This is a genomic window from Streptomyces sp. NPDC042102 (assembly GCF_055582305.1).
Genome location: NZ_JBVJDL010000015.1, coordinates 1 through 24,147, shown reverse-complemented (window position 1 = coordinate 24,147; position 24,147 = coordinate 1). Strand labels below are relative to the sequence as shown.

The 24,147-nt window shown below is 72.2% G+C and carries 24 protein-coding genes and 1 tRNA gene; 13 read left to right on the top strand and 12 right to left on the bottom strand.

Going from position 1 to position 24,147, the window contains the following annotated elements; translation table 11 throughout:
* Positions 1 to 3: 3 nt before the first annotated feature.
* Genes ACZ6KO_RS32085 through ACZ6KO_RS32070 form a run of 4 tightly spaced genes read left to right on the top strand, consistent with a single transcriptional unit; the run spans position 4 to position 2,309 of the window.
* Positions 4 to 180 (top strand): hypothetical protein, encoded by a 177-nt coding sequence (locus ACZ6KO_RS32085; RefSeq protein WP_469307500.1) that lies wholly within the window; start codon positions 4 to 6, stop codon positions 178 to 180.
* Positions 177 to 815, top strand: a complete 639-nt coding sequence (locus ACZ6KO_RS32080) for an aminodeoxychorismate/anthranilate synthase component II (protein ID WP_401444851.1) — start codon at positions 177 to 179, stop codon at positions 813 to 815. The genes ACZ6KO_RS32085 and ACZ6KO_RS32080 overlap by 4 nt, the downstream gene beginning before the upstream one ends.
* A complete protein-coding gene (locus tag ACZ6KO_RS32075) occupies positions 812 to 1,588 on the top strand; it encodes a class E sortase (RefSeq protein ID WP_469307499.1) in 777 nt (258 codons plus the stop codon). Before ACZ6KO_RS32080 ends, ACZ6KO_RS32075 begins: the two co-directional genes overlap by 4 nt.
* A gap of 7 nt (positions 1,589 to 1,595) precedes the next feature.
* Positions 1,596 to 2,309, top strand: a complete 714-nt coding sequence (locus tag ACZ6KO_RS32070; RefSeq protein WP_469307498.1) for a class E sortase — start codon at positions 1,596 to 1,598, stop codon at positions 2,307 to 2,309.
* A gap of 159 nt (positions 2,310 to 2,468) precedes the next feature.
* Here the strand turns inward: ACZ6KO_RS32070 and pknB are convergent, their stop codons facing one another.
* From pknB to ACZ6KO_RS32040, 6 genes are all read right to left on the bottom strand, one after another.
* The gene (pknB, locus tag ACZ6KO_RS32065; protein WP_469307497.1) at positions 2,469 to 4,508 is read right to left on the bottom strand and encodes a Stk1 family PASTA domain-containing Ser/Thr kinase; all 2,040 of its coding nucleotides are present in this window, start codon (positions 4,506 to 4,508) and stop codon (positions 2,469 to 2,471) included.
* 160 nt (positions 4,509 to 4,668) lie between these two features.
* Positions 4,669 to 6,138, bottom strand: coding sequence for a peptidoglycan D,D-transpeptidase FtsI family protein (locus ACZ6KO_RS32060; protein WP_469307496.1), 1,470 nt, complete (start codon positions 6,136 to 6,138; stop codon positions 4,669 to 4,671).
* On the bottom strand, positions 6,135 to 7,559 hold the full coding sequence (locus ACZ6KO_RS32055) for an FtsW/RodA/SpoVE family cell cycle protein (protein WP_469307495.1): 1,425 nt from the start codon (positions 7,557 to 7,559) through the stop codon (positions 6,135 to 6,137). Before ACZ6KO_RS32055 ends, ACZ6KO_RS32060 begins: the two co-directional genes overlap by 4 nt.
* 43 nt (positions 7,560 to 7,602) lie before the next feature.
* Positions 7,603 to 9,078, bottom strand: a complete 1,476-nt coding sequence (locus ACZ6KO_RS32050) for a PP2C family protein-serine/threonine phosphatase (RefSeq protein ID WP_469307494.1) — start codon at positions 9,076 to 9,078, stop codon at positions 7,603 to 7,605.
* A gap of 144 nt (positions 9,079 to 9,222) precedes the next feature.
* On the bottom strand, positions 9,223 to 9,726 hold the full coding sequence (locus ACZ6KO_RS32045; RefSeq protein ID WP_401444866.1) for an FHA domain-containing protein FhaB/FipA: 504 nt from the start codon (positions 9,724 to 9,726) through the stop codon (positions 9,223 to 9,225).
* Between the two features lie 10 nt (positions 9,727 to 9,736).
* On the bottom strand, positions 9,737 to 10,588 hold the full coding sequence (locus ACZ6KO_RS32040) for an FhaA domain-containing protein (RefSeq protein ID WP_469307493.1): 852 nt from the start codon (positions 10,586 to 10,588) through the stop codon (positions 9,737 to 9,739).
* Positions 10,589 to 10,879: 291 nt separating this feature from the next.
* Between ACZ6KO_RS32040 and ACZ6KO_RS32035 the strand changes: the two genes are divergently transcribed.
* The 6 genes from ACZ6KO_RS32035 (at position 10,880) to ACZ6KO_RS32010 (ending at position 16,366) form a co-directional block, all read left to right on the top strand.
* A tRNA-Leu gene (locus ACZ6KO_RS32035) sits at positions 10,880 to 10,962 on the top strand.
* 187 nt (positions 10,963 to 11,149) lie between these two features.
* On the top strand, positions 11,150 to 12,847 hold the full coding sequence (locus tag ACZ6KO_RS32030; RefSeq protein WP_469307492.1) for a sensor histidine kinase: 1,698 nt from the start codon (positions 11,150 to 11,152) through the stop codon (positions 12,845 to 12,847).
* Between the two features lie 46 nt (positions 12,848 to 12,893).
* A complete protein-coding gene (locus tag ACZ6KO_RS32025) occupies positions 12,894 to 13,553 on the top strand; it encodes a response regulator (protein ID WP_469307491.1) in 660 nt (219 codons plus the stop codon).
* A 101-nt stretch (positions 13,554 to 13,654) separates the two neighbouring features.
* Positions 13,655 to 15,046 carry a DUF2252 domain-containing protein gene (locus ACZ6KO_RS32020; protein ID WP_469307490.1) on the top strand — a complete coding sequence of 464 codons (1,392 nt, stop codon included), beginning with the start codon at positions 13,655 to 13,657 and terminating at the stop codon, positions 15,044 to 15,046.
* A gap of 32 nt (positions 15,047 to 15,078) precedes the next feature.
* Positions 15,079 to 15,981, top strand: a complete 903-nt coding sequence (locus ACZ6KO_RS32015) for a J domain-containing protein (protein ID WP_469307489.1) — start codon at positions 15,079 to 15,081, stop codon at positions 15,979 to 15,981.
* 40 nt (positions 15,982 to 16,021) lie between these two features.
* A complete protein-coding gene (locus tag ACZ6KO_RS32010) occupies positions 16,022 to 16,366 on the top strand; it encodes a rhodanese-like domain-containing protein (protein WP_469307488.1) in 345 nt (114 codons plus the stop codon).
* Positions 16,367 to 16,381: 15 nt separating this feature from the next.
* On the opposite strand, the gene ACZ6KO_RS32005 is transcribed toward ACZ6KO_RS32010, so the two are convergent.
* The 6 genes from ACZ6KO_RS32005 to paaA form a co-directional block, all read right to left on the bottom strand.
* Positions 16,382 to 17,566: an acyl-CoA dehydrogenase family protein gene (locus tag ACZ6KO_RS32005; protein WP_469307487.1), complete on the bottom strand. Its 1,185-nt coding sequence runs from the start codon at positions 17,564 to 17,566 to the stop codon at positions 16,382 to 16,384.
* A gap of 113 nt (positions 17,567 to 17,679) precedes the next feature.
* A complete protein-coding gene (locus tag ACZ6KO_RS32000) occupies positions 17,680 to 18,780 on the bottom strand; it encodes a 2Fe-2S iron-sulfur cluster-binding protein (protein WP_469307486.1) in 1,101 nt (366 codons plus the stop codon).
* A complete protein-coding gene (gene paaD / locus ACZ6KO_RS31995) occupies positions 18,781 to 19,275 on the bottom strand; it encodes a 1,2-phenylacetyl-CoA epoxidase subunit PaaD (RefSeq protein ID WP_469307485.1) in 495 nt (164 codons plus the stop codon).
* The gene (gene paaC, locus ACZ6KO_RS31990) at positions 19,269 to 19,988 is read right to left on the bottom strand and encodes a 1,2-phenylacetyl-CoA epoxidase subunit PaaC (protein WP_469307484.1); all 720 of its coding nucleotides are present in this window, start codon (positions 19,986 to 19,988) and stop codon (positions 19,269 to 19,271) included. The genes paaD and paaC overlap by 7 nt, the downstream gene beginning before the upstream one ends.
* Positions 19,985 to 20,269, bottom strand: coding sequence for a 1,2-phenylacetyl-CoA epoxidase subunit PaaB (gene paaB / locus ACZ6KO_RS31985; RefSeq protein WP_125813338.1), 285 nt, complete (start codon positions 20,267 to 20,269; stop codon positions 19,985 to 19,987). Before paaB ends, paaC begins: the two co-directional genes overlap by 4 nt.
* Positions 20,266 to 21,270, bottom strand: coding sequence for a 1,2-phenylacetyl-CoA epoxidase subunit PaaA (gene paaA, locus ACZ6KO_RS31980; protein WP_469307483.1), 1,005 nt, complete (start codon positions 21,268 to 21,270; stop codon positions 20,266 to 20,268). Before paaA ends, paaB begins: the two co-directional genes overlap by 4 nt.
* 130 nt (positions 21,271 to 21,400) lie before the next feature.
* On the opposite strand from paaA, the gene ACZ6KO_RS31975 reads away from it, so the two are divergent.
* From ACZ6KO_RS31975 to ACZ6KO_RS31965, 3 genes are read left to right on the top strand one after another with little or no spacing between them, the layout of a single operon-like run.
* Complete coding sequence (locus ACZ6KO_RS31975; RefSeq protein WP_469307482.1) at positions 21,401 to 22,051, top strand: DUF5819 family protein; 651 nt, start codon at positions 21,401 to 21,403, stop codon at positions 22,049 to 22,051.
* Positions 22,048 to 23,229, top strand: a complete 1,182-nt coding sequence (locus tag ACZ6KO_RS31970) for an HTTM domain-containing protein (protein ID WP_469307561.1) — start codon at positions 22,048 to 22,050, stop codon at positions 23,227 to 23,229. The genes ACZ6KO_RS31975 and ACZ6KO_RS31970 overlap by 4 nt, the downstream gene beginning before the upstream one ends.
* 10 nt (positions 23,230 to 23,239) lie before the next feature.
* Positions 23,240 to 23,995, top strand: coding sequence for a TrmH family RNA methyltransferase (locus ACZ6KO_RS31965; protein WP_469307481.1), 756 nt, complete (start codon positions 23,240 to 23,242; stop codon positions 23,993 to 23,995).
* Positions 23,996 to 24,147: the final 152 nt, after the last annotated feature.

The window sequence follows — 24,147 nt, the reverse complement described above, 5'->3', positions numbered from 1 at the left end:
GGCATGTACGGCTGGATCTGGCGGCACCTGCCCGGCAACGCGTTTGTCCGCACGCTGATCTCTCTCGTGCTGGTGCTCGCGGTGGTGTTCGTGCTGTTCCAGTACGTCTTCCCGTGGGCCGAGCCGCTGCTTCCGTTCAACGATGTGACCGTCGACGAGGGAGCGGGAGCCACCCGGTGAGCGCGCGCATTCTGGTTGTGGACAACTACGACAGCTTTGTCTTCAACCTGGTCCAGTACCTGTACCAGCTCGGCGCCGAATGCGAGGTGCTGCGCAACGACGAGGTCGAGCTCGCCCACGCGCAGGACGGCTTCGACGGCGTCCTGCTCTCCCCCGGCCCCGGCACCCCCGAGGAGGCCGGCGTCTGCGTGGACATGGTCCGCCACTGCGCCGCGACCGGCGTGCCGGTGTTCGGGGTGTGCCTGGGCATGCAGTCGATGGCGGTGGCGTACGGCGGTGTCGTCGGCCGGGCGCCCGAGCTGCTGCACGGCAAGACCTCGCCGGTGGTCCACGAGGGGCAGGGCGTCTTCGCCGGTCTGCCCTCCCCGTTCACCGCGACCCGCTACCACTCGCTGGCCGCCGAGCCGCAGACCCTCCCCGACGCGCTGGAGGTCACCGCGCGCACCGAGGACGGGATCATCATGGGCCTGCGCCACCGCGAGCACGACGTCGAGGGCGTGCAGTTCCACCCGGAGTCGGTGCTGACCGAGTGGGGCCACCGGATGCTGGCGAACTGGCTGGTGCGCTGCGGTGACAGCGGCGCGGTCGAGCGCTCGGCGGGGCTGGCGCCGGTGGTGGGCAAGGCCGTCGCGTGACCGCGCTCGCGCCGTCCGCGCCCACCGGGGGCCGGGCCGCGCGGCGCAGGGCCGCCCAGGAGGCCGCGAAGCGGGCCCGGCGACGGCGCAGGGGTGGTCCGCTGGTGATCGCCAGCCGGGCGGCCGGGGAGCTGTTCATCACCGTCGGCCTGGTGATGCTGCTGTTCGTGACCTACCAGCTCTGGTACACGAACGTGCTGGCGGAGCGGGAGGCGAACGGGGCCGCCGGCTCGCTGCGCCAGGACTGGGACGCCGGGGGCGCCGGCGCCCCGCCGGTGGCCGCGTTCGAGCCCGGCCAGGGCTTCGCGATCATGTACATCCCGAAGCTGGACGTGAAGGTGCCGGTGGCGGAGGGGATCAGCAAGCCGAAGGTGCTGGACCGGGGCATGGTCGGGCACTACGCGGAGGGTGCGCTGAAGACGGCGATGCCCTCCGACAAGCAGGGCAACTTCGCGGTGGCCGGGCACCGCAACACCCACGGCGAACCGTTCCGCTTCATCAACCGGCTGCAGCCGGGCGACCCGATCGTGGTCGAGACCCGGGACGCGTACTACACGTACGAGATGACGAGCCTGCTGCCGCAGACGCCGCCGACGAACGTCTCGGTGATCAAACCGGTGCCGGTGGGTTCGGGATTCACCGCCCCGGGCCGCTACATCACGCTCACCACGTGCACTCCGGAGTTCACGAGCACCTATCGGATGATCGTATGGGGCAGGATGGTCGACGAACGCCCCCGCAGCCAGGGTGCGCCCCCCGCTCTCAGAGGATGAAATACCCGTGTCTCGTGACCGTCGCGCGGCCCAGCCCGGCCGCAATGGGGTCGCCGCGTTCCTGAGCCTGCTCGGTGAGCTGCTGATCACCGTCGGCCTGGTGCTGGGCCTGTTCGTCGCGTACTCGCTGTGGTGGACGAACGTGCTCGCCGACCGGCAGGCCGACCGCCGAGGTGACGCCGTCCGCCAGCAGTGGCAGGCGGGCCCCGCGCAGCCGGCCGAACCGGGAGCGCTGGACACCCAGGGCGGGATCGGTTTCCTGCACGTGCCGGCGATGAAGAACGGCGAGGTGCTGGTCAAGAAGGGCACCACCCCGGGGGTCCTCAACGACGGCGTGGCCGGCTACTACACGGAGCCGGTGAAGTCTGCTCTGCCGTGGGACGCCTCGGGCAACTTCACGCTGGCCGCCCACCGCGACGGGCACGGCGCGAAGTTCCACAACATCGACAAGCTGCGCGGCGGCGACGCGATCGTCTTCGAGACCCGCGACACCTGGTACGTCTACAAGGTCTTCGCGGAGCTGCGGCAGACCTCGAAGTACAACGTGGACGTGATCACGCCCGTCCCCAAGGAATCGGGCAGGACCGCGGCCGGCCGCTACATCACGCTGACGACCTGCACCCCGGTCTACACCTCGAAGTACCGCTACGTGGTGTGGGGCGAGCTGGTGCGTACGGAGAAGGTGGACGCGAAGCGGACCCCGCCCGCCGAGCTGCGCTGATCCGCGCCGCACTGAGCTGATCCCCGCCGAGCTGCGACGATCCGAGAAGGCCCTGGAAGGGGCCCTGTCGCCCCGAACGCCGAAGGCCGGGCCCCCGGTGAGGGGGACCCGGCCTTCACGCGTCACACGTGGCGTACAGGGCGAGCGGGCGGGTGGGCGTCAGCCGCCCAGGCCGAACCAGCCGCCGCGGTCGCCGCCGTTGCTGCCGTCACGGCCGCCGTTCGGCTGCTGGCCGCCCGCGGCGGTCGTGACGTCGACCACCTGGCCCGTCTGGACCTGGCTGCCCGCCGGCGGGTTGGACGTCAGCACGATGGCGTTGTCGTCCGTCGGACCGTTGATCACCTTGCCGAAGACCAGGCCGCGTGCGGCGAGCTCGGCCTTGGCCTGGCCGAGCGTCTTCGTGAACAGCTGCGGCACCTGCGTCGGGACGACCGCCGCGTCCCTGGCGATGGTGATGTTGACCGGGGTGTTCGGCGCCAGCTGCTCCCCCGCGGGGTACTGCTGGTTGATGACCGTCTTCGGCGCGACGCCCGCACCGTCGGCCTCGGTGACGCTGCCGAGCTTCAGCTTGGCCTCGGTGAGGGCCTTGACCGCGTCGTCCTTGCTCTTGCCGCGCAGCTCCGGAACCACCGACTTGCTGACCGCCTTGGCCACCTCGAGCGTGATCGCGGTGCCCTTCTCGACCTGCTCGTCGGCCTTGGGCGTCTGGCGGATGACCACCCCGGCCTTGCGCTCGGACTCGACGTCCTTGCGGTCGATGCGGTCGAAGCCGAGGTCGCGCAGCTTCTTCTCGGCGGCCGCGAACTCCAGGTCGGCGAGGTTCGGCATGGTGATCCTGGGCGCGCCCGTGGAGATCGTGACCTTGACGACGAAGTCCTTGTCGACCTTGGTCCCGGCCGCCGGCTGCTGCTTGCAGACCGTGCCCTTGGGCTGGTTCTCGCAGGCCTCGTCGCCCGTCTTCTCGACCTTCAGCCCGACGTTCTGGGCGCTCCTCGTCGCGTCCTCCAGCGTGGAGCCGGCGAGCGTGGGCACGGCGGGCCGGTTGTCGGCCTGGGGGCCGAAGAGGGCGCGGCCGATGAGGATCGCGCCGACCAGGACCAGTACACCGGCCGCGACCAGCAGGTACGTGGAGGCGCGGCTCTTCTTCTGGCGACGCCGGGGACCCTGGTCGTAGCCGCCGTGACCCTGGTCGGGGTAGTACCCGCCGTCGCCGGGCGGCATGGGCGGCATCATCGAGGTCTGGCCGGCCTCGGCGGCGCGCAGCGCGGTGGTGGGCTGGTCGTAGCCCTGGTGTCCGTAGCCGCCCTGGTCGGGGTAGCCGTAGCCGCCCCCGCCCAGCGCGGCCGCGGCGGCGACGGGCTGGCCGTCGAGGCAGGCCTCGATGTCGGCGCGCATCTCGTCGGCGCTCTGGTAGCGGTAGTCGGGGTCCTTGACCAGGGCCTTCAGGACGATCGCGTCCATCTCGGGCGTGATCTCGCCGTCGAAGTTGCTCGGCGGCTGCGGCTCTTCCCGTACGTGCTGGTAGGCGACCGCCACGGGGGAGTCGCCGATGAAGGGGGGCCGGACCGTGAGCAGCTCGTAGAGCAGGCAGCCGGTGGAGTACAGGTCGGAACGGGCGTCGACCTGCTCGCCCTTGGCCTGCTCCGGGGAGAGGTACTGGGCGGTGCCGATGACCGCGGCGGTCTGCGTCATGGTCATGCCGGAGTCGCCCATGGCGCGGGCGATGCCGAAGTCCATGACCTTGACCTGGCCGGTGCGCGTCAGCATGACGTTGGCCGGCTTGATGTCGCGGTGGACGATGCCGGCGCGGTGCGAGTACTCCAGGGCCTGGAGGATGCCGATGGTCATCTCCAGCGTGCGCTCGGGCAGCAGCTTGCGGCCGGAGTGCAGCAGCTCGCGCAGGGTCGAGCCGTCGACGTACTCCATCACGATGTAGGGGATGGAGATGTTGTCGACGTAGTCCTCGCCGGTGTCGTAGACGGCGACGATCGCGGGGTGGTTGAGCGAGGCCGCCGACTGCGCCTCGCGCCGGAACCGTGCCTGGAAGGACGGGTCGCGGGCTAGATCGGCGCGCAGGGTCTTGACGGCGACGGTACGGCCGAGCCGGGTGTCGTGGGCGAGGTAGACCTCGGCCATGCCACCGCGGCCGAGCACGTGGCTCAGCTCGTACCGGCCGCCGAGGCGACGCGGCTCTTCCATGTCTTCCAGCCCTCTCCGTCAGTCCCGACCGCACCCGTGTGTGGTCCGGCGGTGTGGTGCTCGCGCAAAGGCTACCGGCCGATCGTCGGTGATCGGGTGGCGACCACAGGCTGATACAGGACCGGTACCGTGCGCCGCCGAGGTCCGGACCATCTCCCGGTCAGCCCTTGCTCTTGAGTACGGCCTCCATGACGGCCTTGGCGACCGGAGCGGCCAGCCCGCCACCGCTGATGTCCTCGCGGTCGGCCTCGCTGTCCTCGATCACGACGGCGACGGCGACGGGCGAGCCCTTGTCGGTCTTGGCGTAGGAGATGAACCAGGCGTACGGGCGCTTGGCGTTCTTCTCGCCGTGCTGGGCGGTACCGGTCTTGCCGCCGACCTGGACGCCGGGGATCTTGGCCTTGCCGCCGGTGCCGAACGGGCTCTCGACGACGTTCACCATCATCTGCTGGACCTTCTGCGCGTTGGCGGCGCTCAGCGGCCGGCTCATCTCCTGCGGCTCGTGCTTCTCGATCACGTCGAGGTTGGGGGCCGTGAGCTGGTCGACCATGTACGGCTTCATCAGCTTGCCGTCGTTGGCGATCGCGGCGGCGACCATGGCCATCTGGAGCGGGGTGGCGGCGGTGTTGTACTGGCCGATCGCCGAGAGGGAGTTGCTCGGCCGGTCCATGGTCTTGTCGTAGACGCTGGCGAACGCGCGGACCGGGGTGTCGATCTTCTCGTTGTTGAAGCCGAACTTCTGGGACGTCTCCACCATCTTGTCGCGGGTCACCTTGTCGGCGAGGTTGGCGAAGACGGAGTTGCAGGAGACCTGGAGGGCGAAGTTCAAGGTCGCCTTCTCGCAGCCCTTGGCATGGTTGACCATCGGCGTCCTGGTGGTCGGCAGGAAGTACGGCTCGGTGGTGTCCGTGGGGTCGTCGATGTTCTTGACGACGCCGTGCTCCAGGGCCGCGGCCGAGGTGACCACCTTGAAGGTGGAGCCGGGCGGGTAGGTCTCGCGCAGGGCGCGGTTGACCAGGTTCTTGTCCGGGCTGTCCTTGAGGGCGACCCAGGCCTTCTCGTCGTCCTTGGAGTTGCCGGCGAAGCTGGACGGGTCGTACGAGGGGGTGCTGACCAGGGCCAGGATGGCGCCGGTGCGCGGGTCGATCGCGGCGACCGCGCCCTTGCGGTTGTCGAGCGCCTTGAAGGCGGCCCGCTGGGCGTCGCCGTTCAGGGTGGTGATGACGTTGCCGCCCTGCTTCTTCTCCCCGGTGAACATGCCGATGGTCCGGTCGAAGAACAGCCGGTCGTCGTTGCCGGTGAGGATGCCGTCCTCCAGGGACTCCAGCTGGGTGGAGCCGAAGGCCTGGGAGGCGAAGCCGGTGACCGGGGCCCACAGGGGGCCGTCGGTGTAGGTGCGCTTGAACTTGAAGTCGCTGCCGTTGGTCACCGTGGAGCCGGTGATCGGCTGCCCGCCCGCGATGATGATGTTGCCGCGCTCGGTGGCGTACGCGGCGATCTGGACCCGGCGGTTCTCCTTGCGGGTGCTCAGCTCCTGGGCCTGCACGTACTGCAGCCAGTTGGTGCGGACCAGCAGGGCGAGAACGAGGAGCCCGCAGAAGATGGCGATCCGGCGCAGGGGCTTGTTCATGACGGGCGGACCACCTGGGTCATCTCGGAGTCGGGGGACGGGGCGGGGGCCGGGGCCGGGCGGCGTGCGGTGTCGCTGATCCGGATGAGGATGCCGATGAGGGCCCAGTTCGCCAGGACGGAGGAGCCGCCGGAGGCGAGGAAGGGCATGGTCATGCCGGTGAGCGGGATGAGACCCATGACACCGCCGGCGACGACGAAGATCTGCAGGGCGAAGGCGCCGGAGAGACCGATGGCGAAGAGCTTGCCGAAGGGGTCGCGGGCGGCGAGGGCGGTGCGCGCGCCGCGCTCGATGATCAGGCCGTAGAGCAGGAGGAAGGCCATGACCCCGGCGAGCCCCAGCTCCTCGCCGACGGTGGAGAAGATGAAGTCGGAGTTGGCGGCGAAGCCGATGAGGTCGGAGTTGCCCTGGCCCCAGCCGGTGCCGAGGACCCCGCCGGAACCGAAGCTCATGATCGACTGGCCGACCTGCTCGCAGGCGCCGGAGGTGGCGTAGCAGCCGAAGGGGTCGAGCCAGGCGTTCACACGGGCCTCGACGTGGCTGGCGGTGGTGCCGACGACCACGGCGCCCGCCATGGACATCAGCAGGCCGATCACGATCCAGCTGGTCCGCTCGGTGGCGACGTACAGCATGATCACGAACATGCCGAAGAAGAGCAGCGAGGTGCCGAGGTCGTTCTCGAAGATCAGGACGAGCAGGCTCATCGCCCAGATCATCAGGATCGGGCCGAGGTCGCGGCCACGCGGCAGGTACAGGCCCATGAAGCGGCGGCTGGCCAGGGCCAGGGCGTCGCGCTTGACCATGAGGTAGCCGGCGAAGAAGACCGCGATGACGATCTTGGCGAACTCACCGGGCTGGATCGAGAATCCGGCGACGCTGATCCAGATCTTGGCGCCGAAGACGTCGGCGCCCAGGCCCGGGATCATCGGCAGGATCAGCAGGATCAGCGCGGCGGCCATCGAGATGTACGTGAAGCGCTGGAGCGTGCGGTGGTCCTTGAGGACCAGCAGCACGCCGCAGAACAGGACGATGCCCATCGCCGTGTAGAGCATCTGGTTGGGCGTGGACTCCGAGAACTGGCCGTAGGCGCGCTTGGCCAGGTTCTGCAGCCGCTCGGACTGGTCCAGACGCCAGATGAGGACGAGCCCGAGGCCGTTCAGGAGGGTGCCCAGGGGCAGCAGCAGCGGGTCGGCGTACTTGGCGAAGCGGCGCACGACGAGGTGGGCCACGCCGGCCATGACGGCCAGGCCGAGGCCGTAGACGACCATGCCGGGGGGCAGCTTGCCGTGGATGGCGAGCCCGACGTTGGCGTAGGCGAAGATCGGGATGACCACGGCGAAACCGAGCAGCATCAGCTCGGTGTTGCGCCGGCTCGGCAGCTCGATGGCGCCGATGGTGGTCGTATTGGTGACAACGCTCATGGTGTGGCAGGCCCCCTGTGCCCGCGTGCTACTGCGTGTACTGCTACTGCTTCCCGCACAGGCCGACGAGCTTCTGCTCCTCGGCGGTCAGCGCGGTGTCTGCGGGCGGCGTCTGGTTGTTGGCCTCGGCACTGCGGCGGGCTTCGTCCTTCTTGCAGGCGGTGACCTGCAGGCCGAGCTCGTCGATCTTCTCCTTGGCGCCGGCGAGGCTGCCTTCGCTGATACTGCCCTCGACCTGCTTGCGCTTGAAGGGCGGCAGGTACTTCAGTTCGAAGTCGGGGAAGTCCGTCTCGACCGTGGAGAGCTTGATCGGGCCCAGGTCCTGGCTGATCCCCCGGTAGAGGGCGATGTGCTGGTCCTTGACCCCGACGAAGTACTGCGTCTGCGTCCACCGGTGGCCGGCGTAGAGGCCGCCGCCGATGACACCGGCGACGACGAGCAGGGTCAGGGTACGTCCGATCCACTTGCGCCCTTTGCCACGGCGCCTGCGGGGGTGGTCGTACGAGTCGTACGTGTCGCCCGGGTGAGCGCCGTCGTACGCCTCGGGCTCGCCGAAGGTGCCGTAGCCACCGCCGCCGTAGCCGCCGTCGGGGGCCGCGCCGTAGCCCGGGGCCTCACCGCTGCCGGGGGGGCCGAAGGCGCCGTGCGGGGGCTGGGCCTGGCGGCCCAGGCCCGAGGCCCGGCCGGCCGGGGTCTGCATGGCGCCGCTGGGGTCGAAGAGCTGGTGCGGGTTCTCGGCGACGGCGCCGACCACGACCGGGGAGTCGTTGACCTGGGCGGCGAGGGTGTCGCCGCTGTCGGTGTCGAGGACGTCGGCGACGATGCAGGTGATGTTGTCCGGGCCGCCGCCGCGCAGCGCGAGCTGGATGAGCGCCTGGACCGTCTCGTGCGGGCCGTGGTAGTCGGCGAGGGTCTCCTCCAGGGTCTGGTGGGAGACGACGCCGGAGAGCCCGTCGGAGCAGATGAGGTAGCGGTCGCCGGCCCGGACCTCGCGGATGGAGAGGTCGGGATCGACGTGCTCGCCGCTGCCCAGCGCGCGCATGAGCAGGGAGCGCTGCGGGTGGGTGGTGGCTTCCTCTTCGGTGATCCGGCCCTCGTCGACCAGGCGCTGCACCCAGGTGTGGTCCTGGGTGATCTGCGTCAGGGCGCCGTCGCGCAGCAGGTACGCGCGGCTGTCGCCGACGTGCACCAGGCCCAGGCGCTGGCCGGTCCACAGCAGCGCGGTGAGGGTGGTGCCCATGCCTTCGAGCTGGGCGTCCTCCTCGACCATGACGCGCAGCTGGTCGTTGGCCCGCTGCACGGCGATGCCGAGCGCGGTGAGGATGTCGGAGCCGGGGACGTCGTCGTCGAGCTGGACGAGGGAGGAGATGACCTCGGAGCTGGCGACCTCGCCGGCTGCCTGGCCGCCCATGCCGTCCGCGACGGCGAGGAGGCGGGGACCGGCGTAGCCGGAATCCTCGTTGCCCTCGCGGATCATGCCCTTGTGCGATCCGGCGGCGAACCGCAGGGACAGACTCATGCGCACCTGCCCTGTCGACAAGCCTTCCGGGTACAACCGGTCTCGAGCCACACTGCCCACCCTCCGGTCGGGAGCGTGCTCGGGTCCGTGCCCTGGATGGGACGGGCCGACACGGCTCGCTCGCTCCGCTCGCTCATTCTCGTACTACTTCCGCAGCTCGATGACGGTCTTGCCGATGCGGATCGGGGCGCCCGGCGGAATGGGCGTCGGGGTGGTCAGACGGGTCCGGTCCAGATACGTGCCGTTGGTGGACCCGAGATCCTCGACGATCCACTGGCCGTCCCGGTCGGGATAGATCCTGGCATGCCGGCTGGAGGCGTAGTCGTCGTCCAGCACGATCGTGGAGTCGTGGGCGCGGCCGAGCGTGATGGTCTGGCCCTGGAGGGCGACCGTGGTGCCGGTGAGGGTGCCCTCGGAGACCACCAGCTTGGTGGGCGCACCGCGGCGCTGGCGCTGCTGCGGGGGCGCGGCCTGGCGCCCGCCGCCGCCCTGCGCCGGCTGGCCGGAGTTCCCGCCCCGGCGGGAGCCGCGCTGGGTGACTCTGGTGCCGAACAGGTCGCTGCGGATGACCTGGACGGCCACGATGACGAACAGCCACAGAACGGCCAGGAAACCCAGCCGCATGACCGTCAGGGTCAGCTCTGACATTGCCCCCGCTTCACCCTTCGGCTTGCCGGTAAATGATGGTGGTGCTGCCCACGACGATCCGCGAGCCGTCGCGGAGCGTAGCGCGGGTGGTGTGCTGCCCGTCCACCACGATGCCGTTGGTGGACCCGAGATCCTGGATCGTCGAGGGCGTTCCGGTCCGGATCTCACAGTGCCGGCGCGAGACGCCGGGGTCGTCGATCCTTACGTCGGCCTCGGTGCTGCGACCGAGGACGAGGGTGGGGCGCGAGATCTGGTGGCGGGTGCCGTTGATCTCGATCCAGTGGCGCGTGGCGGAGCCGCCGCGGCCGGGTACGGGGGCCACGTGGCCGCCGGGTGCCGGCTGGCGCTGGCCGCCGGGCGGCGGGCCGCTGGGCATGGGCGGGGCGGCGACCGGCGGGTAGCCGTACCCGCCCTGGCGCTGCTGTCCCTGCTGGCCCTGCTGGCCCTGCTGGCCCTGCTGGCCCGGCCCCGCCTGCGGCTGGGAGGTGCTGGAGGCCAGGGTGCGGCTGCGCACCCGGTACAGGCCGGTGTCGAGGTCGTCGGCCTTCTCCAGGTGGACCTTGATCGGCCCCATGAAGGTGTACCGCTGCTGCTTGGCGTAGTCGCGGACCAGGCCCGCGAGCTCGTCGCCGAGCTGGCCGGAGTACGGGCTCAGACGCTCGTAGTCGCCGGCGGAGAGCTCGACGATGAAGTCGTTGGGGACGACGGTGCGCTCGCGGTTCCAGATGGTCGCGTTGTTGTCGCACTCGCGCTGCAGCGCGCCCGCGATCTCGACCGGCTGGACCTCGGACTTGAACACCTTGGCGAAGGTGCCGTTCACCAGACCTTCGAGTCGCTGCTCGAAACGCTTCAGGACTCCCATGGGGCACCTCCTCCGTCGTTGTCGCCCTGTACTGCTTACTGATCGTATCCACGCGTGGGGGATTCGGCTGGTTCCCCTACGTCCCGGTGGTGAGGAGTGTTGGTCCTCACAAGGGATCGTAGGGGTGGCCGAGGGACAGTGTCCCGCACCGGGCGGGCACTGCGGGAGGGGCAGTCGGGACGGAGATCGGTGCGTGGGGAAAAGCGATTTCAACCCGCCCCTTCTGACGTGCTAATGTTCCGATGTCGCCAGGGGAACGGCCCGAAAGGGAAGACCACTGGGGCGCCGCTCGGGCGAGTGGCGGAACGGCAGACGCGCTGGCTTCAGGTGCCAGTGTCCTTCGGGACGTGGGGGTTCAAATCCCCCCTCGCCCACAGTGAGAAGCCCCGCGGATCAATGATCCGCGGGGCTTCTTTCGTTGTGCCGTCGTGTCGTTGCGTGTGCGTCGTGCCCGAACGGTTCCGGTTCCGGTTCCGGTTGCGGCGCGGGGCGACTTTCGTCGGGCGGGGTGCGACGAAAGAGGGCAGCCGCGGAGGCGCGGCGGTGTCTAGGGTCGGAGCCGTGGATGTGACTTCGCGGGTGCGTGCGGGCTGGGAGTGGCTGAAGGGGCCGGAGCGGTGGACCCGTGCCGCCCTGGTCAAGGACTGCGCCATGGCCGCCGTGCTCGCGCTGCTGGGCACGCCCCTGCAGGAGCTGGAGAACGGGGCGTGGTGGCTGCACGTGCTGTCCGTCACGGCCGTGGTACTGCTCACACTCCTGCGGCGCCGGCTGCCGGCGACGACGCTGGTCGCGGGGGCGGCGATCACCGGAGTGCTGGCGGGCGCCTTCCTTGTGACGCTCCTGCTGGCCTGGTCGGCGGGCCGCCGGATCGTCGGGGTGACCCGGGCCGTGGTCGCGTTCACGCTGGCGTTCGCCCTGGAGGTCGGGGTCGTGGTGGCCAGCGAGTGGTCGACCACGCGGCCGCTGTGGGTGGCGGTCTTCGTCACGCTGGTGTTCCTGGCCACGACGCTGATGCCCGGCCTGGCCAGCCGGTACTGGTACCAGCGCCGGACGCTGCTGCACGCCCTCCAGGAGCGCAATGCGCAGCTGCTGCGGGAACGGGTGATGATCGCCGGTCAGGCGCGGCTGCGCGAGCGCCAGCGGATCGCACAGGACATGCACGACAGCCTGGGCCACCAGCTGGCGCTGATCTCGGTGCACACCGGGGCGCTGGAGGTCGACCCTGTTCTGACCGACCGTCAGCGCGAGGTGGTCGGCGTGCTGCGGCAGGCGTCCGTGGGCGCGATGCACGAGCTGCGCGAGGTCGTCGGGATCCTGCGCGACGGGGTGGAGGCGCCCGTCTCGGTGGAGGAGTCCGCGCAGCCGTCGGCGCGCGGGGTGGCCGGGATCGGCGCGGTGGTGGACGCGGCACGGGCGGCCGGGACGCGGGTGGCGCTGACGGCGGCGGGGCAGCCGCGGCCGCTGGCCCCGGCCTGCGACCACGCGGCGTACCGGATCGTGCAGGAGGCGCTGACGAACGCGTACAAGCACGCGCCGGGCGCGGCGATCACCGTGGAGCTGCGCTACGAGGACGATTCGCTGGTCGTGGAGATCGCCAACGGGCCCGCGGCGGGCCCCGGGCCCGGCGACGTGGTCTCCGGCGGGCAGGGCCTGACGGGGCTGCGCGAGCGGGCCCGGCTGGTCGGCGGGATGGTGCACGCGGGCCCGGCCGAGGGCGGCGGGTTCCGGGTGGCGGGCGTGCTCCCGTACGACGCGGAGCCGGCCGGGGCGCCGGGGCGCGGACCGGGCGACGACTTCGGGCAGCTGGCCGCGCGGCCGTCGGGCGCGACGGCGCCGATGGACTGGGCGGCGGTGGACCGGGAGCTGGCCGCCGGCGTGCGGCGGTCGGGGCCGGCCGGCGGCGTGGCGCTGGGCTGCGGGATCGCGTTCGCGGCGGTGGTGCTGCTGCTGATCGTGGTGGTGGCGATGGTGGCGCTGGTGGCGGGCTCGGCGGACAACGCGTTCCTGAGCCAGGAGGAGTACGACCGCGTGAGCGTGGGGCAGTCCGAGGCGGAGGTGCGCGGGGCGCTGCCCAGCGGGGACTCGGTCATGACCGGGGGGCTGGACCGCAAGGGACCCCCGAAGCCGGCCGGCGCGCAGTGCCTGGCGCTGCTGGCCACCGATCAGCCGGACAATCTGACCTCGGACCGGGTTTTCCGGTTCTGCTTCCGCGACGGCAAGCTCGTCGAGAAGCAGGCGTACCAGGTCGATCAGGGCTAGCCGGTCAGAACTGAAGGCCGATCAGAGTGAAGTGGGAGCCGGTCGCGTGACGAGCAAGGTCATCAAGGTGGTGATCGCCGACGACGAGCCGCTGATCCGTGCCGGGATCCGGATGATCCTGACCTCCGATCCGGGGATCGAGGTGGTCGCGGAGGCGCCCGACGGGCGGCAGGCGGTCGAGCTGGCGCGCGCCCACCACCCGGACGTGGTGCTGCTGGACATCCAGATGCCGGTGCTGGACGGGCTGAGCGCGCTGGCGGAGCTGCGCCGGGCGGCCCCGCAGGCGCGGGCGCTGATCCTGACGACGTTCGGGGAGCGGGAGAACGTCATGCGGGCGCTGGCGGAGGGCGGGGCGGGCTTCCTGCTCAAGGACACGGCGCCGGGCGAGCTGATCGGGGCGGTCCGGGCGGCCGCGGCGGGTGACGCGTACCTGTCGCCCGGCGCGACCCGGCACGTGGTGGACCAGCTGACCTCGGGGCAGGCGGTGGCGCGCGGCGAGGACGCGCGCCGGCGGGTGGACGCGCTGAGCGAGCGGGAGCGGGGCGTGCTGGCGCTGCTCGGGGAGGGCCTGTCGAACGCGGAGGCGGGCCGCCGGCTGCACATGAGCGAGGCGACCGTGAAGACGTACGTGAGCCGGATCCTGGCGAAGCTGGAGTGCGACAACCGGGTGCAGGCGGCGCTGCTGGCCAGGGACGCGGGGCTGTAGGTCGGGCCGCTGCCGCGGCCCCGGTGGGGGTGGGGTGACGGGGGCGGTGTCCGGTCGGTACGGTCGTGCCTCCGAACAAAGATCGATACGGGGGCGGGCGCATGGCAGCGGAGCGGATACCGGCGGTCGCGGGCTTCGCGCCGCGCGGGAGCCAGGGGTCGCCGAAGGACGAGGGCAAGGCGCTGCGCACGTTCGTGCCGCGGTCCTCGCACGCGCTCCTGACGTACCTGCCGGGGCGGCCGGACGCGGTGCGCGCGGTGGAGGAGTCCAACGCGGGGCGGGTGGCGGAGCTGACGCCGATACGGGTGGGGCGGATGGCCGCCAACCCGTTCGCGTTCCTGCGCGGGGCGGCCGGGCTGATGGCGTACGACCTGGCGGGCACTCCGGTGACCGGCGTGGGCGCGCAGATCTGCGGTGACGCGCACGCGGCCAACTTCGGCCTGTACGGGGACGCGCGCGGCGGTCTGGTGATCGACCTCAACGACTTCGACGAGACCGTCTTCGGCCCCTGGGAGTGGGACGTCAAGCGGCTGGCGACGTCGCTGGTGCTGGCCGGCCGGGTCGCGGGCGCGGACGAGGACACCTGCCGGGCGGCGGCGCGGGACGCGGTCGGCGCCTACCGGCGCACCGTGCGGCTGCTGGCGAAGCTGCCCGCGCTGGACGCGTGGAACGCGATCGCCGACGAGGAGCTGGTCTCCCACACCGACGCCCGTGACCTGCTGGGCACGCTGGAGCGGGTCTCGGAGAAGGCCCGCAACAACACCAGTGCCCGGTTCGCGGCGAAGTCCACCGTGGCCGACGGCGAGGGCGGGCGGCGCTTCGTCGACGCGCTGCCCGTGCTGCGCAGGGTCGGGGACGAGGAGGCGGCGGCCGTCGCGGCCTCGCTCGGCCCGTACCTGGGGACGCTGCAGGGCGACCGGCTGCCGCTGCTGGGCCGGTACGCGATCCACGACGTGGCGTTCCGCGTGGTCGGCACCGGAAGCGTCGGCACCCGCTCGTACGTGGTGCTGCTGCTGGACCACCGGGGCGAGGCGCTGGTGCTCCAGGTGAAGGAGGCCCGTCCCTCGGTGCTGATCCCGCACCTGCCGGCGGTGGGCTTCCAGCCGCCGGAGGAGGAGCACGAGGGGCGCCGGGTGGTGGCCGGGCAGAAGCGGATGCAGGTCGTCTCGGACATCCTGCTGGGCTGGACGACGGTGCAGGGCCGGCCGTTCCAGGTACGGCAGTTCCGCAACCGCAAGGGCAGTGTGGACCCGGCGGCGCTGACCGCCGACCAGATCGACGACTACGGGCGGATGACGGGCGCGCTGCTGGCGCGGGCCCACGCGCACAGTGCCGATCCGCGGCTGCTGGCCGGCTACTGCGGCAAGAACGAGGAGCTGGACGAGGCGGTGGCGTCGTTCGCGGTTGCCTACGCGGACCGTACCGAGGCCGATCACGCGGACCTGGTGGCGGCGGTGCGGGCGGGCCGGATCGCGGCTGAGGAAGGCGTGTAGGCGGGGGACCGGTGGCGCCGTAGGGTGGACGGGTGAGCGAGCAGACTGCCGGGGACCCCTCAGCCCCCACCGACCAGGCCACGGGCGCCGCGGGCGTCGCCGACGCGGGCGGCGCCGCTGACGCGGGCGTTGCCGGCCCGGGCGGTGCCGACGAGGGTGTCGCGCGGCTGGAGCGGGCCGTGCGGGCGGCCGAGCAGGCGCTGATCGAGTTCGAGATCGCGGTGGAGACCTTCCGGGTCGAGGTCGAGAACTTCTCCCGGCTGCACCACCAGAAGCTCGGGCCGATGTACGCGCGCCTGGACGAGCTGGACGCGCTGATCGCGGAGGCGCGGGCCGCGCGCACCGGCGACCCCGAGGACCTGCGGCGGGCCCAGGACGCCCGGGCGCTGGTCATGCCGATGCCCGGGGTGGACGAGCTGTTCCACGACTGGCTGGGTTCGGACGGCATCTCCGACGACGCCGGGGCGATGCTCACCGACCGTCCGGTGCGGCCGCCGGAGCGCGTGCGCCCCAGCGAGGAGGTCCGCCGGCTCTACCGCGAGCTGGTCCGCCGGGCGCACCCCGACCTCGCGCAGGACGAGGCCGAGCGCGCCCGCCGCGACGACTTCATCGCGAAGGTGAACGCGGCCTACGGGCGCGGCGACGAGGCGCTGCTGCGCGAGCTGGGGCGGGAGTGGGCCGCGGGGCCCGTATCGCCGGAGGCCCGGCCCAGCGAGAGCGAGGAGCTCTACGCCCGCCTGGAGTGGCTGTCGCGGCGCAAGGAGCTGCTCTCGGTGGTCGCCCGTGAGCTGGAGGAATCGGCGATCGGGTCGATGCTTCGGATGGCTCCGGACGACCCGGACCGGCTGCTGGAGGAGATCGCCGAGCAGCTGCTCGCGCAGGTCGAGGAGCGCGAGTCGGAGCTGGCGGCGTACACGGGCGGGCCGGTCGGATAGGTTCGGTCGCACCTGTTACGTACGAGAGAAGGCGAAACGTATGAACTTCGGACCGCTGCCCTCGGTGGCCGCCACCGCAGTGCCCTCCGAAGGCTTCGTCCTGGACGTCCGTGAGGACGACGAATGGGCGGCCGGCCATGTCGAGGGTGCGCTGCACATTCCGATGAGCGATTTCGTGGCGCGCTTCGGCGAGCTGACGGAGGCGGCCGAGGACGGCCGCCGCGTGCACGTGATGTGCCGGGTCGGCGGACGGTCGGCGCAGGTCACGCAGTACCTGGTGCGCAACGGCATCGACGCGGTGAACGTCGACGGCGGGATGCAGGCCTGGGACGGCGCCGGGCGCCCGATGGTGACGGACAGCGGGAACCCGGCCTTCGTGCTGTGACCCCCGGTCGACGGCCTAGGTGAGGGGGTGGGCGGCCAGCAGGTCGCCCAGGGCCTCCTCATGGGCCGCGGCCGGGCCGAGCTGGAGCTCCAGCTGCTTGGCCCAGGCGTGGTAGCGGTGCAGCGGGTAGTCGGTGTCGGCACCGAAGCCGCCGTGCAGGTGCTGCGCGGTCTGGACGACCCGGCGCACCCCCTCGGCGGCCCAGATCTTGGCCACCGCGACATCACCGGCGGCCGGCAGCGGTCCGCCGGAGCCGGGGTGCTCCAGGCGCCAGGCGGCCTGCCAGAGGGTGACCTCCATGGCGCGCAGGTCGATGTAGCGGTCGGCGGCCTGGACGGCGACCGCCTGGAAGGTGGCGACGGGGAAGCCGAACTGCTCGCGCTTGGACGTGTACTGGCTGGTCATGGTGAGCACGCCCTCGCCCAGGCCCAGCGCGAGCGCGCAGGTGCCGGTCGCGAGGAGACGGCGCAGGCCCTCCCAGGCGCCGGGGGCCTCGATCAGGCGGTGCGCGGGCACGCGTACGGCGTCCAGGGTCAGTTCGGCGAGCCGCTCGCCGCTGGTGGAGTACTGCTCGGCGAGCGTGAGCCCTTCGGCGGTGCGGGGGACCAGGGCCAGAACGGCGCCGGAACCGTCCTCGCCGGTGTGCGCGGGTACGGCGACCCAGTCGGCGCTGTGGGCCCAGGGAACGGCGGTCTGCACACCGTCCAGGACCCAGCCGCCGGTGCCGGTGCCGGTGCCGGTGTTTGTGCTCCTGCTCGTGCCGGGGGCGCGGCGGGCGGTGACGGCCAGTTCGGCCGGGTCGTGGCCGGTGCGGCCGTGGGCGGCCGCCGTCAGGACGAGGGCGCCGCGGCCGGCGGCCGGCAGCAGTTCGGCGGCCAGCGCGTTACCGCCGTGCGCCTGGACGGCCATGGCGGTAGCGCAGTGCTCCAGCAGCGGCACCCGGGCCAGTACCTTGGCCGACTCGCGCAGCACCAGGCACAGGGCGATGGCGTCCAGGCCCGCGCCGCCGTGCTCGGGGGCCAGCACCAGGCTCAGCAGGTCGCCGGCGGCGAGCCTGGCCCACAGCGGGCGGTCGAAGTCGTCGGCGACGGCCCCCGGCGTGAGCGCGGGACTGGGCACGCCGTCGGGCGCGACGCCGGCGAAGACCGCCCTGGCCGCCTCGACGGCGGCCTGCTGCTCCTCGGTGAAGGTGAAGTCCACTGCCTGTCCTTCCGCGCGCACCGGCCACGTCCGTGGTCTGACGGTGCGTCAAGATAGAACAGGTTCTGGAAATTTGACAGGGGCCGGGCGCCGGCACGAGCCGGACGGGCCGGCTACCGGTCGAAGTCCAGCTCGACCTCCTCCGTCACCGGGTGCGACTGGCAGGCCAGGACGAACCCGGCCTCGGTCTCCTCCGCCTCCAGCGCGAAGTTGCGGTCCATCCGGACCTCGCCCGACACCACGAAGGCCCGGCAGGTGCCGCAGACGCCGCCCTTGCAGGCATACGGCGCGTCCGCGCGGCCCCGCAGCACCGCGTCGAGCAGCGACTCCCCGTCCTGCACCGGCCAGGTGCCCGAACGGCCGTCCAGGCGTGCGGTGACCCGGCCGTGCGCGGCGACGGCCGCACCGGGGCCGGGCGCCGGTCGCGGGGTGTCCTCGACGTGGAAGATCTCCTCGTGGATCCGCGTGCGCGGCACGTCCAGGCCGCGCAGCGCCCGCTCGGCGCCCTGCACCAGCCCATGGGGCCCGCACAGGAACCAGCCCGCCACGTCCGTCACCGGCAGCAGCGAGGGCAGCAGCGCCGTCAGCCGCTCCTGGTCCAGGCGCCCGGTCGGCAGCCCGGCCTCCTGCTCCTCCCGGGAGAGCACCGTGACCAGCTGGAACCGGTCGGGATAGCGGTCCTTGAGGTCGGCGACCTCCTCCAGGAACATCGTCGAGGCCGCGCTGCGGTCGCTGCGCACCAGGCAGAACCGGGTGTCGGCGCGGGCCGCGAGCAGGGTCGCGGCGATGGACAGCAGCGGGGTGATGCCGCTGCCGCCCACGATCGCCGCGTAGTGCGCGCGGGGCGCCGCGGCGGCCGGCTCCAGGACGAAACGGCCGGCCGGGACCATCACGTCCAGGACGTCCCCGGCCGCGACCTCCTTGTGCGCGAAGGTGGAGAACTCCCCGCCCTCCACCATCCGCACGCCGACCCGCAGGTGCGCGGGCCCGGGGCCGCCGGAGTCCGGCGCGGGCGAGCAGATCGAGTAGGTGCGGCGGATCTCGGCGCCCTCGGGGGTGATCCGGCGCAGGGTCAGGTGCTGGCCGGCGGCGTGCCGGTACTCCTCGCGCAGCTCCGGCGGCACGGCCAGGGTCAGTGCGACGGAGTCGTCGGTGAGCCGGTCGACGGCAGCCACCGTCAGCGGGTGGAACGCGCCGTGGCGGGCTGCGGCCATCTACAGCTCCTTGAAGTGGTCGAACGGTTCGCGGCAGGCCACGCAGCGGCGCAGCGCCTTGCACGCGGTGGAGGAGAAGCGGCTGAGCAGCTCGGTGTCGGTGGAGCCGCAGTGCGGGCAGCGCACCGACAGGGTGAGCGGGACCGGTCCGCCGGCCGCGTGCGGACGCGGCGGGGCGATGCCGAACTCGGCCAGCTTGCGGCGGCCCTCGGCGCTGATGTCGTCGGTGGACCAGGCCGGGGCCAGCACGGTGTGCACGGTCACCCGGGGTATGCCGTGGTCGGTCAGGATCCGCTCGATGTCGGCGGACATGGCCTCGATGGCCGGGCAGCCGGTGTAGGTGGGGGTGAGGTCGACGTCGACCCCGCCGTCCTCGCCCATCCGTACGCCGCGCAGCACGCCGAGCTCGGTCAGGCTGAGCACGGGCAGCTCGGGGTCGGGAACCGAGCCCGCGAGCGCGGCCAGCTCCTCCTCCAGGCGGGTGGTGGTCACCATGACGCCCCCGGGTGGCTGCGGTGCAGGTGCTGCATCTCGGCGAGCATCCGCCCGAACGGTTCGGTGTGCAGGCCCTGCCGGCCGGCTCCGGCCGCCCAGGCGCCGGTGCGCGGCCCCTGGGGCAGCTCCAGGCCCGCGCGCTCCAGGACGCCGGTCAGGTCGGCGAGCCAGGTCTTCTCCAGCCCCGCCCAGTCCACGTCGACGCCCTCGACCGGCTGGAACATCTCGCCGGTGAACTTCCACAGGGCGTCCAGCGCGGCCCGCATCCGGCGGGTGCTCTCCTCGGTGCCGTCGCCCAGGCGCAGCGTCCACTGGACGGCGTGGTCGCGGTGGTAGTCGGTCTCCTTGACGGCCTTGGCCGCCAGGGGCGCGAACGGGCCGTCGCCGGCGGCCAGCTCCGTCCACAGCAGGTGCTGGTGGAGGGAGAAGTAGAGCTGGCGGGCGATGGTGTGGGCGAAGTCGCCGTTCGGCTGCTCGACCAGCTGGAGGTTGCGGAAGGCGCGCTCCTCGCGCAGGAACGCGAGCTCGTCCTCGTCGCCGGCCATGGACAGCAGCAGGCGGGCCTGGCCCAGCAGGTCCAGGGCGATGTTGGCCAGCGCCACCTCCTCCTCCAGGACCGGAGCGTGGCCGGCCCATTCGCCGAGGCGGTGGGAGAGGATCAGCGCGTCGTCGCCGAGGGCGAGGGCGGCGGCGGTGGGAACCGTGGCGGTCACAGGTGCCGCACCCCCTCGGGGATCTCGTAGAACGTCGGGTGCCGGTAGGGCTTGTCGGCGGACGGGGCGAAGAACGGGTCCCGCTCGTCCGGGGAGGACGCGGTGATCTCGGTGGAGGGCACCACCCAGATGGACACGCCCTCGTTGCGCCGCGTGTAGAGGTCGCGGGCGTTGCGCAGGGCCATCTCGGCGTCGGGGGCGTGCAGGCTGCCCGCGTGGGTGTGCGAGAGGCCGCGGCGCGAGCGCACGAAGACCTCCCACAGTGGCCAGTTCTGCGTCATCCCCGTGCCTCCTCGCCGGTCGTGCTGCTGTGCTTCTCCGCGCTGTGCCTGTCCGCGCTGTGCTTGTCCGCGTAGGCCGCGGCCGCGTCGCGCACCCAGGCGCCGTCCTCGTGGGCACGGCGGCGCTGGGTGATCCGCTGTTCGTTGCAGGGCCCGTTGCCCTTGAGGACGTCCCAGAACTCGGTCCAGTCGATGGCGCCGAAGTCGTGGTGCCCGCGCTCCTCGTTCCACCGGATGTCCGGGTCGGGCAGGGTCAGACCCAGTGCCTCGGCCTGCGGGACGGCGATGTCCACGAACCGCTGGCGCAGCTCGTCGTTGGAGTGCCGCTTGATCCGCCAGGCCATCGACTGCGCCGAGTGGGCCGACTCGTCGTCCGGCGGGCCGAACATCATCAGCGAGGGCCACCACCAGCGGTCCACGGCGTCCTGCGCCATCGCGTGCTGGGCCTCGGTGCCCTTGGACAGGGCCATCAGCAGCTCGAAGCCCTGGCGCTGGTGGAAGGACTCCTCCTTGCAGATCCGGACCATGGCGCGGGCGTAGGGGCCGTAGGAGCAGCGGCAGATCGGCACCTGGTTGGTGATCGCCGCGCCGTCCACGAGCCAGCCGATCGCGCCGACGTCGGCCCAGGTCAGCGTGGGGTAGTTGAAGATCGAGGAGTACTTCTGCTTGCCGGAGTGGAGCTTGTCGAGCAGCTCGTCCCGGCTGGTGCCGAGGGTCTCGGCCGCGCTGTACAGGTACAGGCCGTGGCCGGCCTCGTCCTGCACCTTGGCCATCAGGATCGCCTTGCGGCGCAGGCTGGGCGCGCGCGTGATCCAGTTCGCCTCGGGCTGCATGCCGATGATCTCGGAGTGGGCGTGCTGTGCCATCTGGCGGACCAGCGAGGCGCGGTACTCCTCGGGCATCCAGTCCCGGGGCTCCACGCGCTCGTCGGCCGCCACGGCGGCCTCGAAGGCGGCCTCCAGGGCCCTGTCCTGCCCCGCTTCCGGGGTCACTGCCACCATCCCGGCCCCCTTGCCGATGACGAGGTTCCTTATCCGCCCGACCGACCGATCGTTCGGTTCATGCTCTTCAATGGTGAGACGGCGGCCCGTAGGGTGTCAACCTCTGTGGATCGCCGATGAGCGGGGCGCGATGGATTCGAACGAGCACGAGGGGGCGGTCCCGGGCCCCCGGACCCCCGGGATTGCCGGTCTGTCCACCCCGTACCGCGTGGTCACGGCCCTGGCGCTGGGTGCTGTGGCGGTCGCCGCCTGCTGGCACCTGGGCATGGTGTTCCTGCACGTCGCGCCGTCCAACACGATCGGCAAGCGGCACGCACAGGCTGTGGACGACTGGATCTACCCCGAGTTCGAACAGAACTGGAAGCTCTTCGCCCCCAACCCGCTCCAGCAGAACATCGCCGTCCAGGCGCGCGCCCAGGTGCGCACCGCGGGTGGCGACCTGATCACGACCGGCTGGCGCGACCTCTCCGCCGAGGACGCCGCGGCCATCCGCCACAACCCGCTGCCCAGCCACACCCAGCAGAACGAGCTGCGCCGCGCCTGGGACTTCTTCACCGGCTCCCACGACGAGGACAACAAGGCCGACGGCGAGCGCGGCGCGCTGTCGGAGGCCTACCTGCAGCGGATCGCGGTGCGCCGGCTCGCGCCCGGCGCCCCGGGCGACGTCCTGGTGCGCGTCCAGCTGCGCTCGGCGACGACGGCGGTGCCGGCCCCCGCCTGGAGCACCGAGGAGACCGACACCGAGACCTACTACCGGGAGCTTCCGTGGTGGACGGTGTGAGGGCCTCGGCCGCACGCGGCCTGGCGCGCGTCACCGGGCAGGTGCTGGGCCCGTACCAGAGCGCCGTGGTCCGCATCGGCATCGCCGGGACCTGGCTGTTCTTCCTGCTGCGCGAGTTCCCGCACCGCCGCGAGCTGTACGGGCCGGACAGCCCCTGGGGCTTCGACCTCGCCGAGCGGCTCGTCGCGACGAACAACGCCTTCACCGTCCTGATGTGGTCGGACTCGACGCTGTGGTTCGAGATCGTCTACGGGCTCGCGGTGACCGCCGCGGTCCTGCTCCTGCTGGGGTGGCGGACCCGGGCGACGTCGGTGCTGTTCATGGTGGGCGTGCTGGCACTGCAGAACCGCAGCGTCTTCATGGGCGACGGCGGGGACAACGTCATCCACCTGATGGCGCTCTACCTGGTCCTCACCCGGTGCGCGCGGGTGTGGTCGCTGGACGCGCGGCGGGCCGCCCGGACCGGCTCCGCGGCCACCGGGGCCGCCGGGCCGGTGCTGTGGGCCGTCCTGGGGCTCGTCCTGTCCTACGCGGGTATGGCGGGGCTGCTGACCGCGGGCTGGCTGGCCTTCCTCGCCGCGCTGTGGGTGGTGCAGGGGCTGTGGTGGGCGGTGGAGCGCCAGGACCCGGACGGCGAGGGCCGGGCCGTCCTGGACGTGCTCGCGAACGTGGTCCACAACGCCGGACTGCTGGTGATCATGGTGGAGGTCTGCCTGATCTACGCGACGGCGGGCTGGTACAAGATCCAGGGCTCGCGCTGGCAGGACGGCACCGCGCTGTACTACCCGCTGGGGCTGGACTACTTCACGCCGTGGCCCGGGCTGTCGGCGCTGCTGGCGGGCAGCGGGACGCTGGTGATGCTGCTCTCGTACGGCACGGTGGTGGTGCAGGTCGCCTTCCCGTTCACGCTGCTGAACCGGCGGGTGAAGAACGTCCTGCTCGCCGTGATGATGCTGGAGCACGCGGGCATTGCGGTGCTGCTCGGGCTGCCGTTCTTCTCACTGGCGATGATCGTGGCCGACGCGGTGTTCCTGCCCACGGCGTTCCTGCTGTGGCTGGGCGCGCGGGCGGCGGCCCCGCGGCGCGCCCTGCCGGGCATCCCCCGCCCCCGGACCCGCCCCGGCCCGGTGTCCCCCGCCGTGGGCTCCCCCAAGGAGCCGGCCGCGGAGACGGCATAGGGTCGTCCGCATGAGCGATGCGGACCGGGCGGTGGCCGAGACAGTACGGCGCTGGCGCGAGAGCGCCGAACAGGGCGGCCTGGTGCTGCTGGACGGCTTCCACGCGATCAAGCACGCCCTGCGGTTCGGTGCGGACGTGACGATCGTGGCCGCCGACGACCCCGCGCGCGTCCGCGCGCTCGCCGCCGAGCTGGCCCCGGACGTCGAGGAGGCCCTCGCCCGGCTGCTCCTCCCGGGCGACCTGAAGGTGCTGCTGCCCCGGGTGCACCCCACCGGGGTCGCGGCCCTCGCCGTACGCCCCGACCCGGAGGCCGCGCGGGCGGCGCTGGAGCGGATGCCCCGCACCTCGCCGGTCGTGGTGCTCGACAACCCGCGCAACCTCGGCAATGTCGGCGCCGTCGTCCGTCTCGCCGCCGGCTTCGGCGCGACCGGCGTGGTGACCCGGGGCGACCTCGACCCCTGGCACCCCAACGTGGTCCGCGCCGGCGCCGGGCTGCACTACGCCACCACCGTGGACCGGGTCACCCTGGACACGCTGCCGCCCGGCCCGCTGTACGCGCTCGACCCGGAGGGCGAGGACATCCGTGCCCTCACCCTCCCGGACGACGCCCTGCTCGCCTTCGGCTCGGAACGCCACGGCATCTCGCCCGAGCTGCGCGCCCGCGCCGATCACCTGGTGTCCCTGCCCATGCGGCCGCAGGTGTCCAGCTACAACCTGGCCACCAGCGTCGCGATGACCCTCTTCCACTGGGGCGGCCCCCGCTAGGCCTCGCGGCCGGGACCTCCCGGGGCCCGGCCGCGGGCCCCGCGGACCCGGCCTAGGTGTATTGCCCCGGGAGGTTGTGGACGGGTGATGCAGGTCTCGGCTGAGGCGTCTTGAACGGGTGAGGGCCTTCCGGGTTCGGTGTGGATTGCGAC

Coding starts and splice junctions, on each gene's coding strand:
- pknB (WP_469307497.1), bottom strand. CDS start 4,508: ATGGAAGAGCCGCGTCGCCTCGGCGGCCGGTACGAGCTGAGCCACGTG.
- ACZ6KO_RS31975 (WP_469307482.1), top strand. CDS start 21,401: ATGGATTCGAACGAGCACGAGGGGGCGGTCCCGGGCCCCCGGACCCCC.
- paaB (WP_125813338.1), bottom strand. CDS start 20,269: ATGACGCAGAACTGGCCACTGTGGGAGGTCTTCGTGCGCTCGCGCCGC.
- ACZ6KO_RS31965 (WP_469307481.1), top strand. CDS start 23,240: ATGAGCGATGCGGACCGGGCGGTGGCCGAGACAGTACGGCGCTGGCGC.
- ACZ6KO_RS32055 (WP_469307495.1), bottom strand. CDS start 7,559: ATGAGCGTTGTCACCAATACGACCACCATCGGCGCCATCGAGCTGCCG.
- paaA (WP_469307483.1), bottom strand. CDS start 21,270: ATGGTGGCAGTGACCCCGGAAGCGGGGCAGGACAGGGCCCTGGAGGCC.
- ACZ6KO_RS32000 (WP_469307486.1), bottom strand. CDS start 18,780: ATGGCCGCAGCCCGCCACGGCGCGTTCCACCCGCTGACGGTGGCTGCC.
- ACZ6KO_RS32085 (WP_469307500.1), top strand. CDS start 4: ATGTACGGCTGGATCTGGCGGCACCTGCCCGGCAACGCGTTTGTCCGC.
- ACZ6KO_RS32050 (WP_469307494.1), bottom strand. CDS start 9,078: ATGAGTCTGTCCCTGCGGTTCGCCGCCGGATCGCACAAGGGCATGATC.
- ACZ6KO_RS32040 (WP_469307493.1), bottom strand. CDS start 10,588: ATGGGAGTCCTGAAGCGTTTCGAGCAGCGACTCGAAGGTCTGGTGAAC.
- ACZ6KO_RS32060 (WP_469307496.1), bottom strand. CDS start 6,138: ATGAACAAGCCCCTGCGCCGGATCGCCATCTTCTGCGGGCTCCTCGTT.
- ACZ6KO_RS32010 (WP_469307488.1), top strand. CDS start 16,022: ATGAACTTCGGACCGCTGCCCTCGGTGGCCGCCACCGCAGTGCCCTCC.
- paaD (WP_469307485.1), bottom strand. CDS start 19,275: ATGGTGACCACCACCCGCCTGGAGGAGGAGCTGGCCGCGCTCGCGGGC.
- ACZ6KO_RS32045 (WP_401444866.1), bottom strand. CDS start 9,726: ATGTCAGAGCTGACCCTGACGGTCATGCGGCTGGGTTTCCTGGCCGTT.
- ACZ6KO_RS32020 (WP_469307490.1), top strand. CDS start 13,655: ATGGCAGCGGAGCGGATACCGGCGGTCGCGGGCTTCGCGCCGCGCGGG.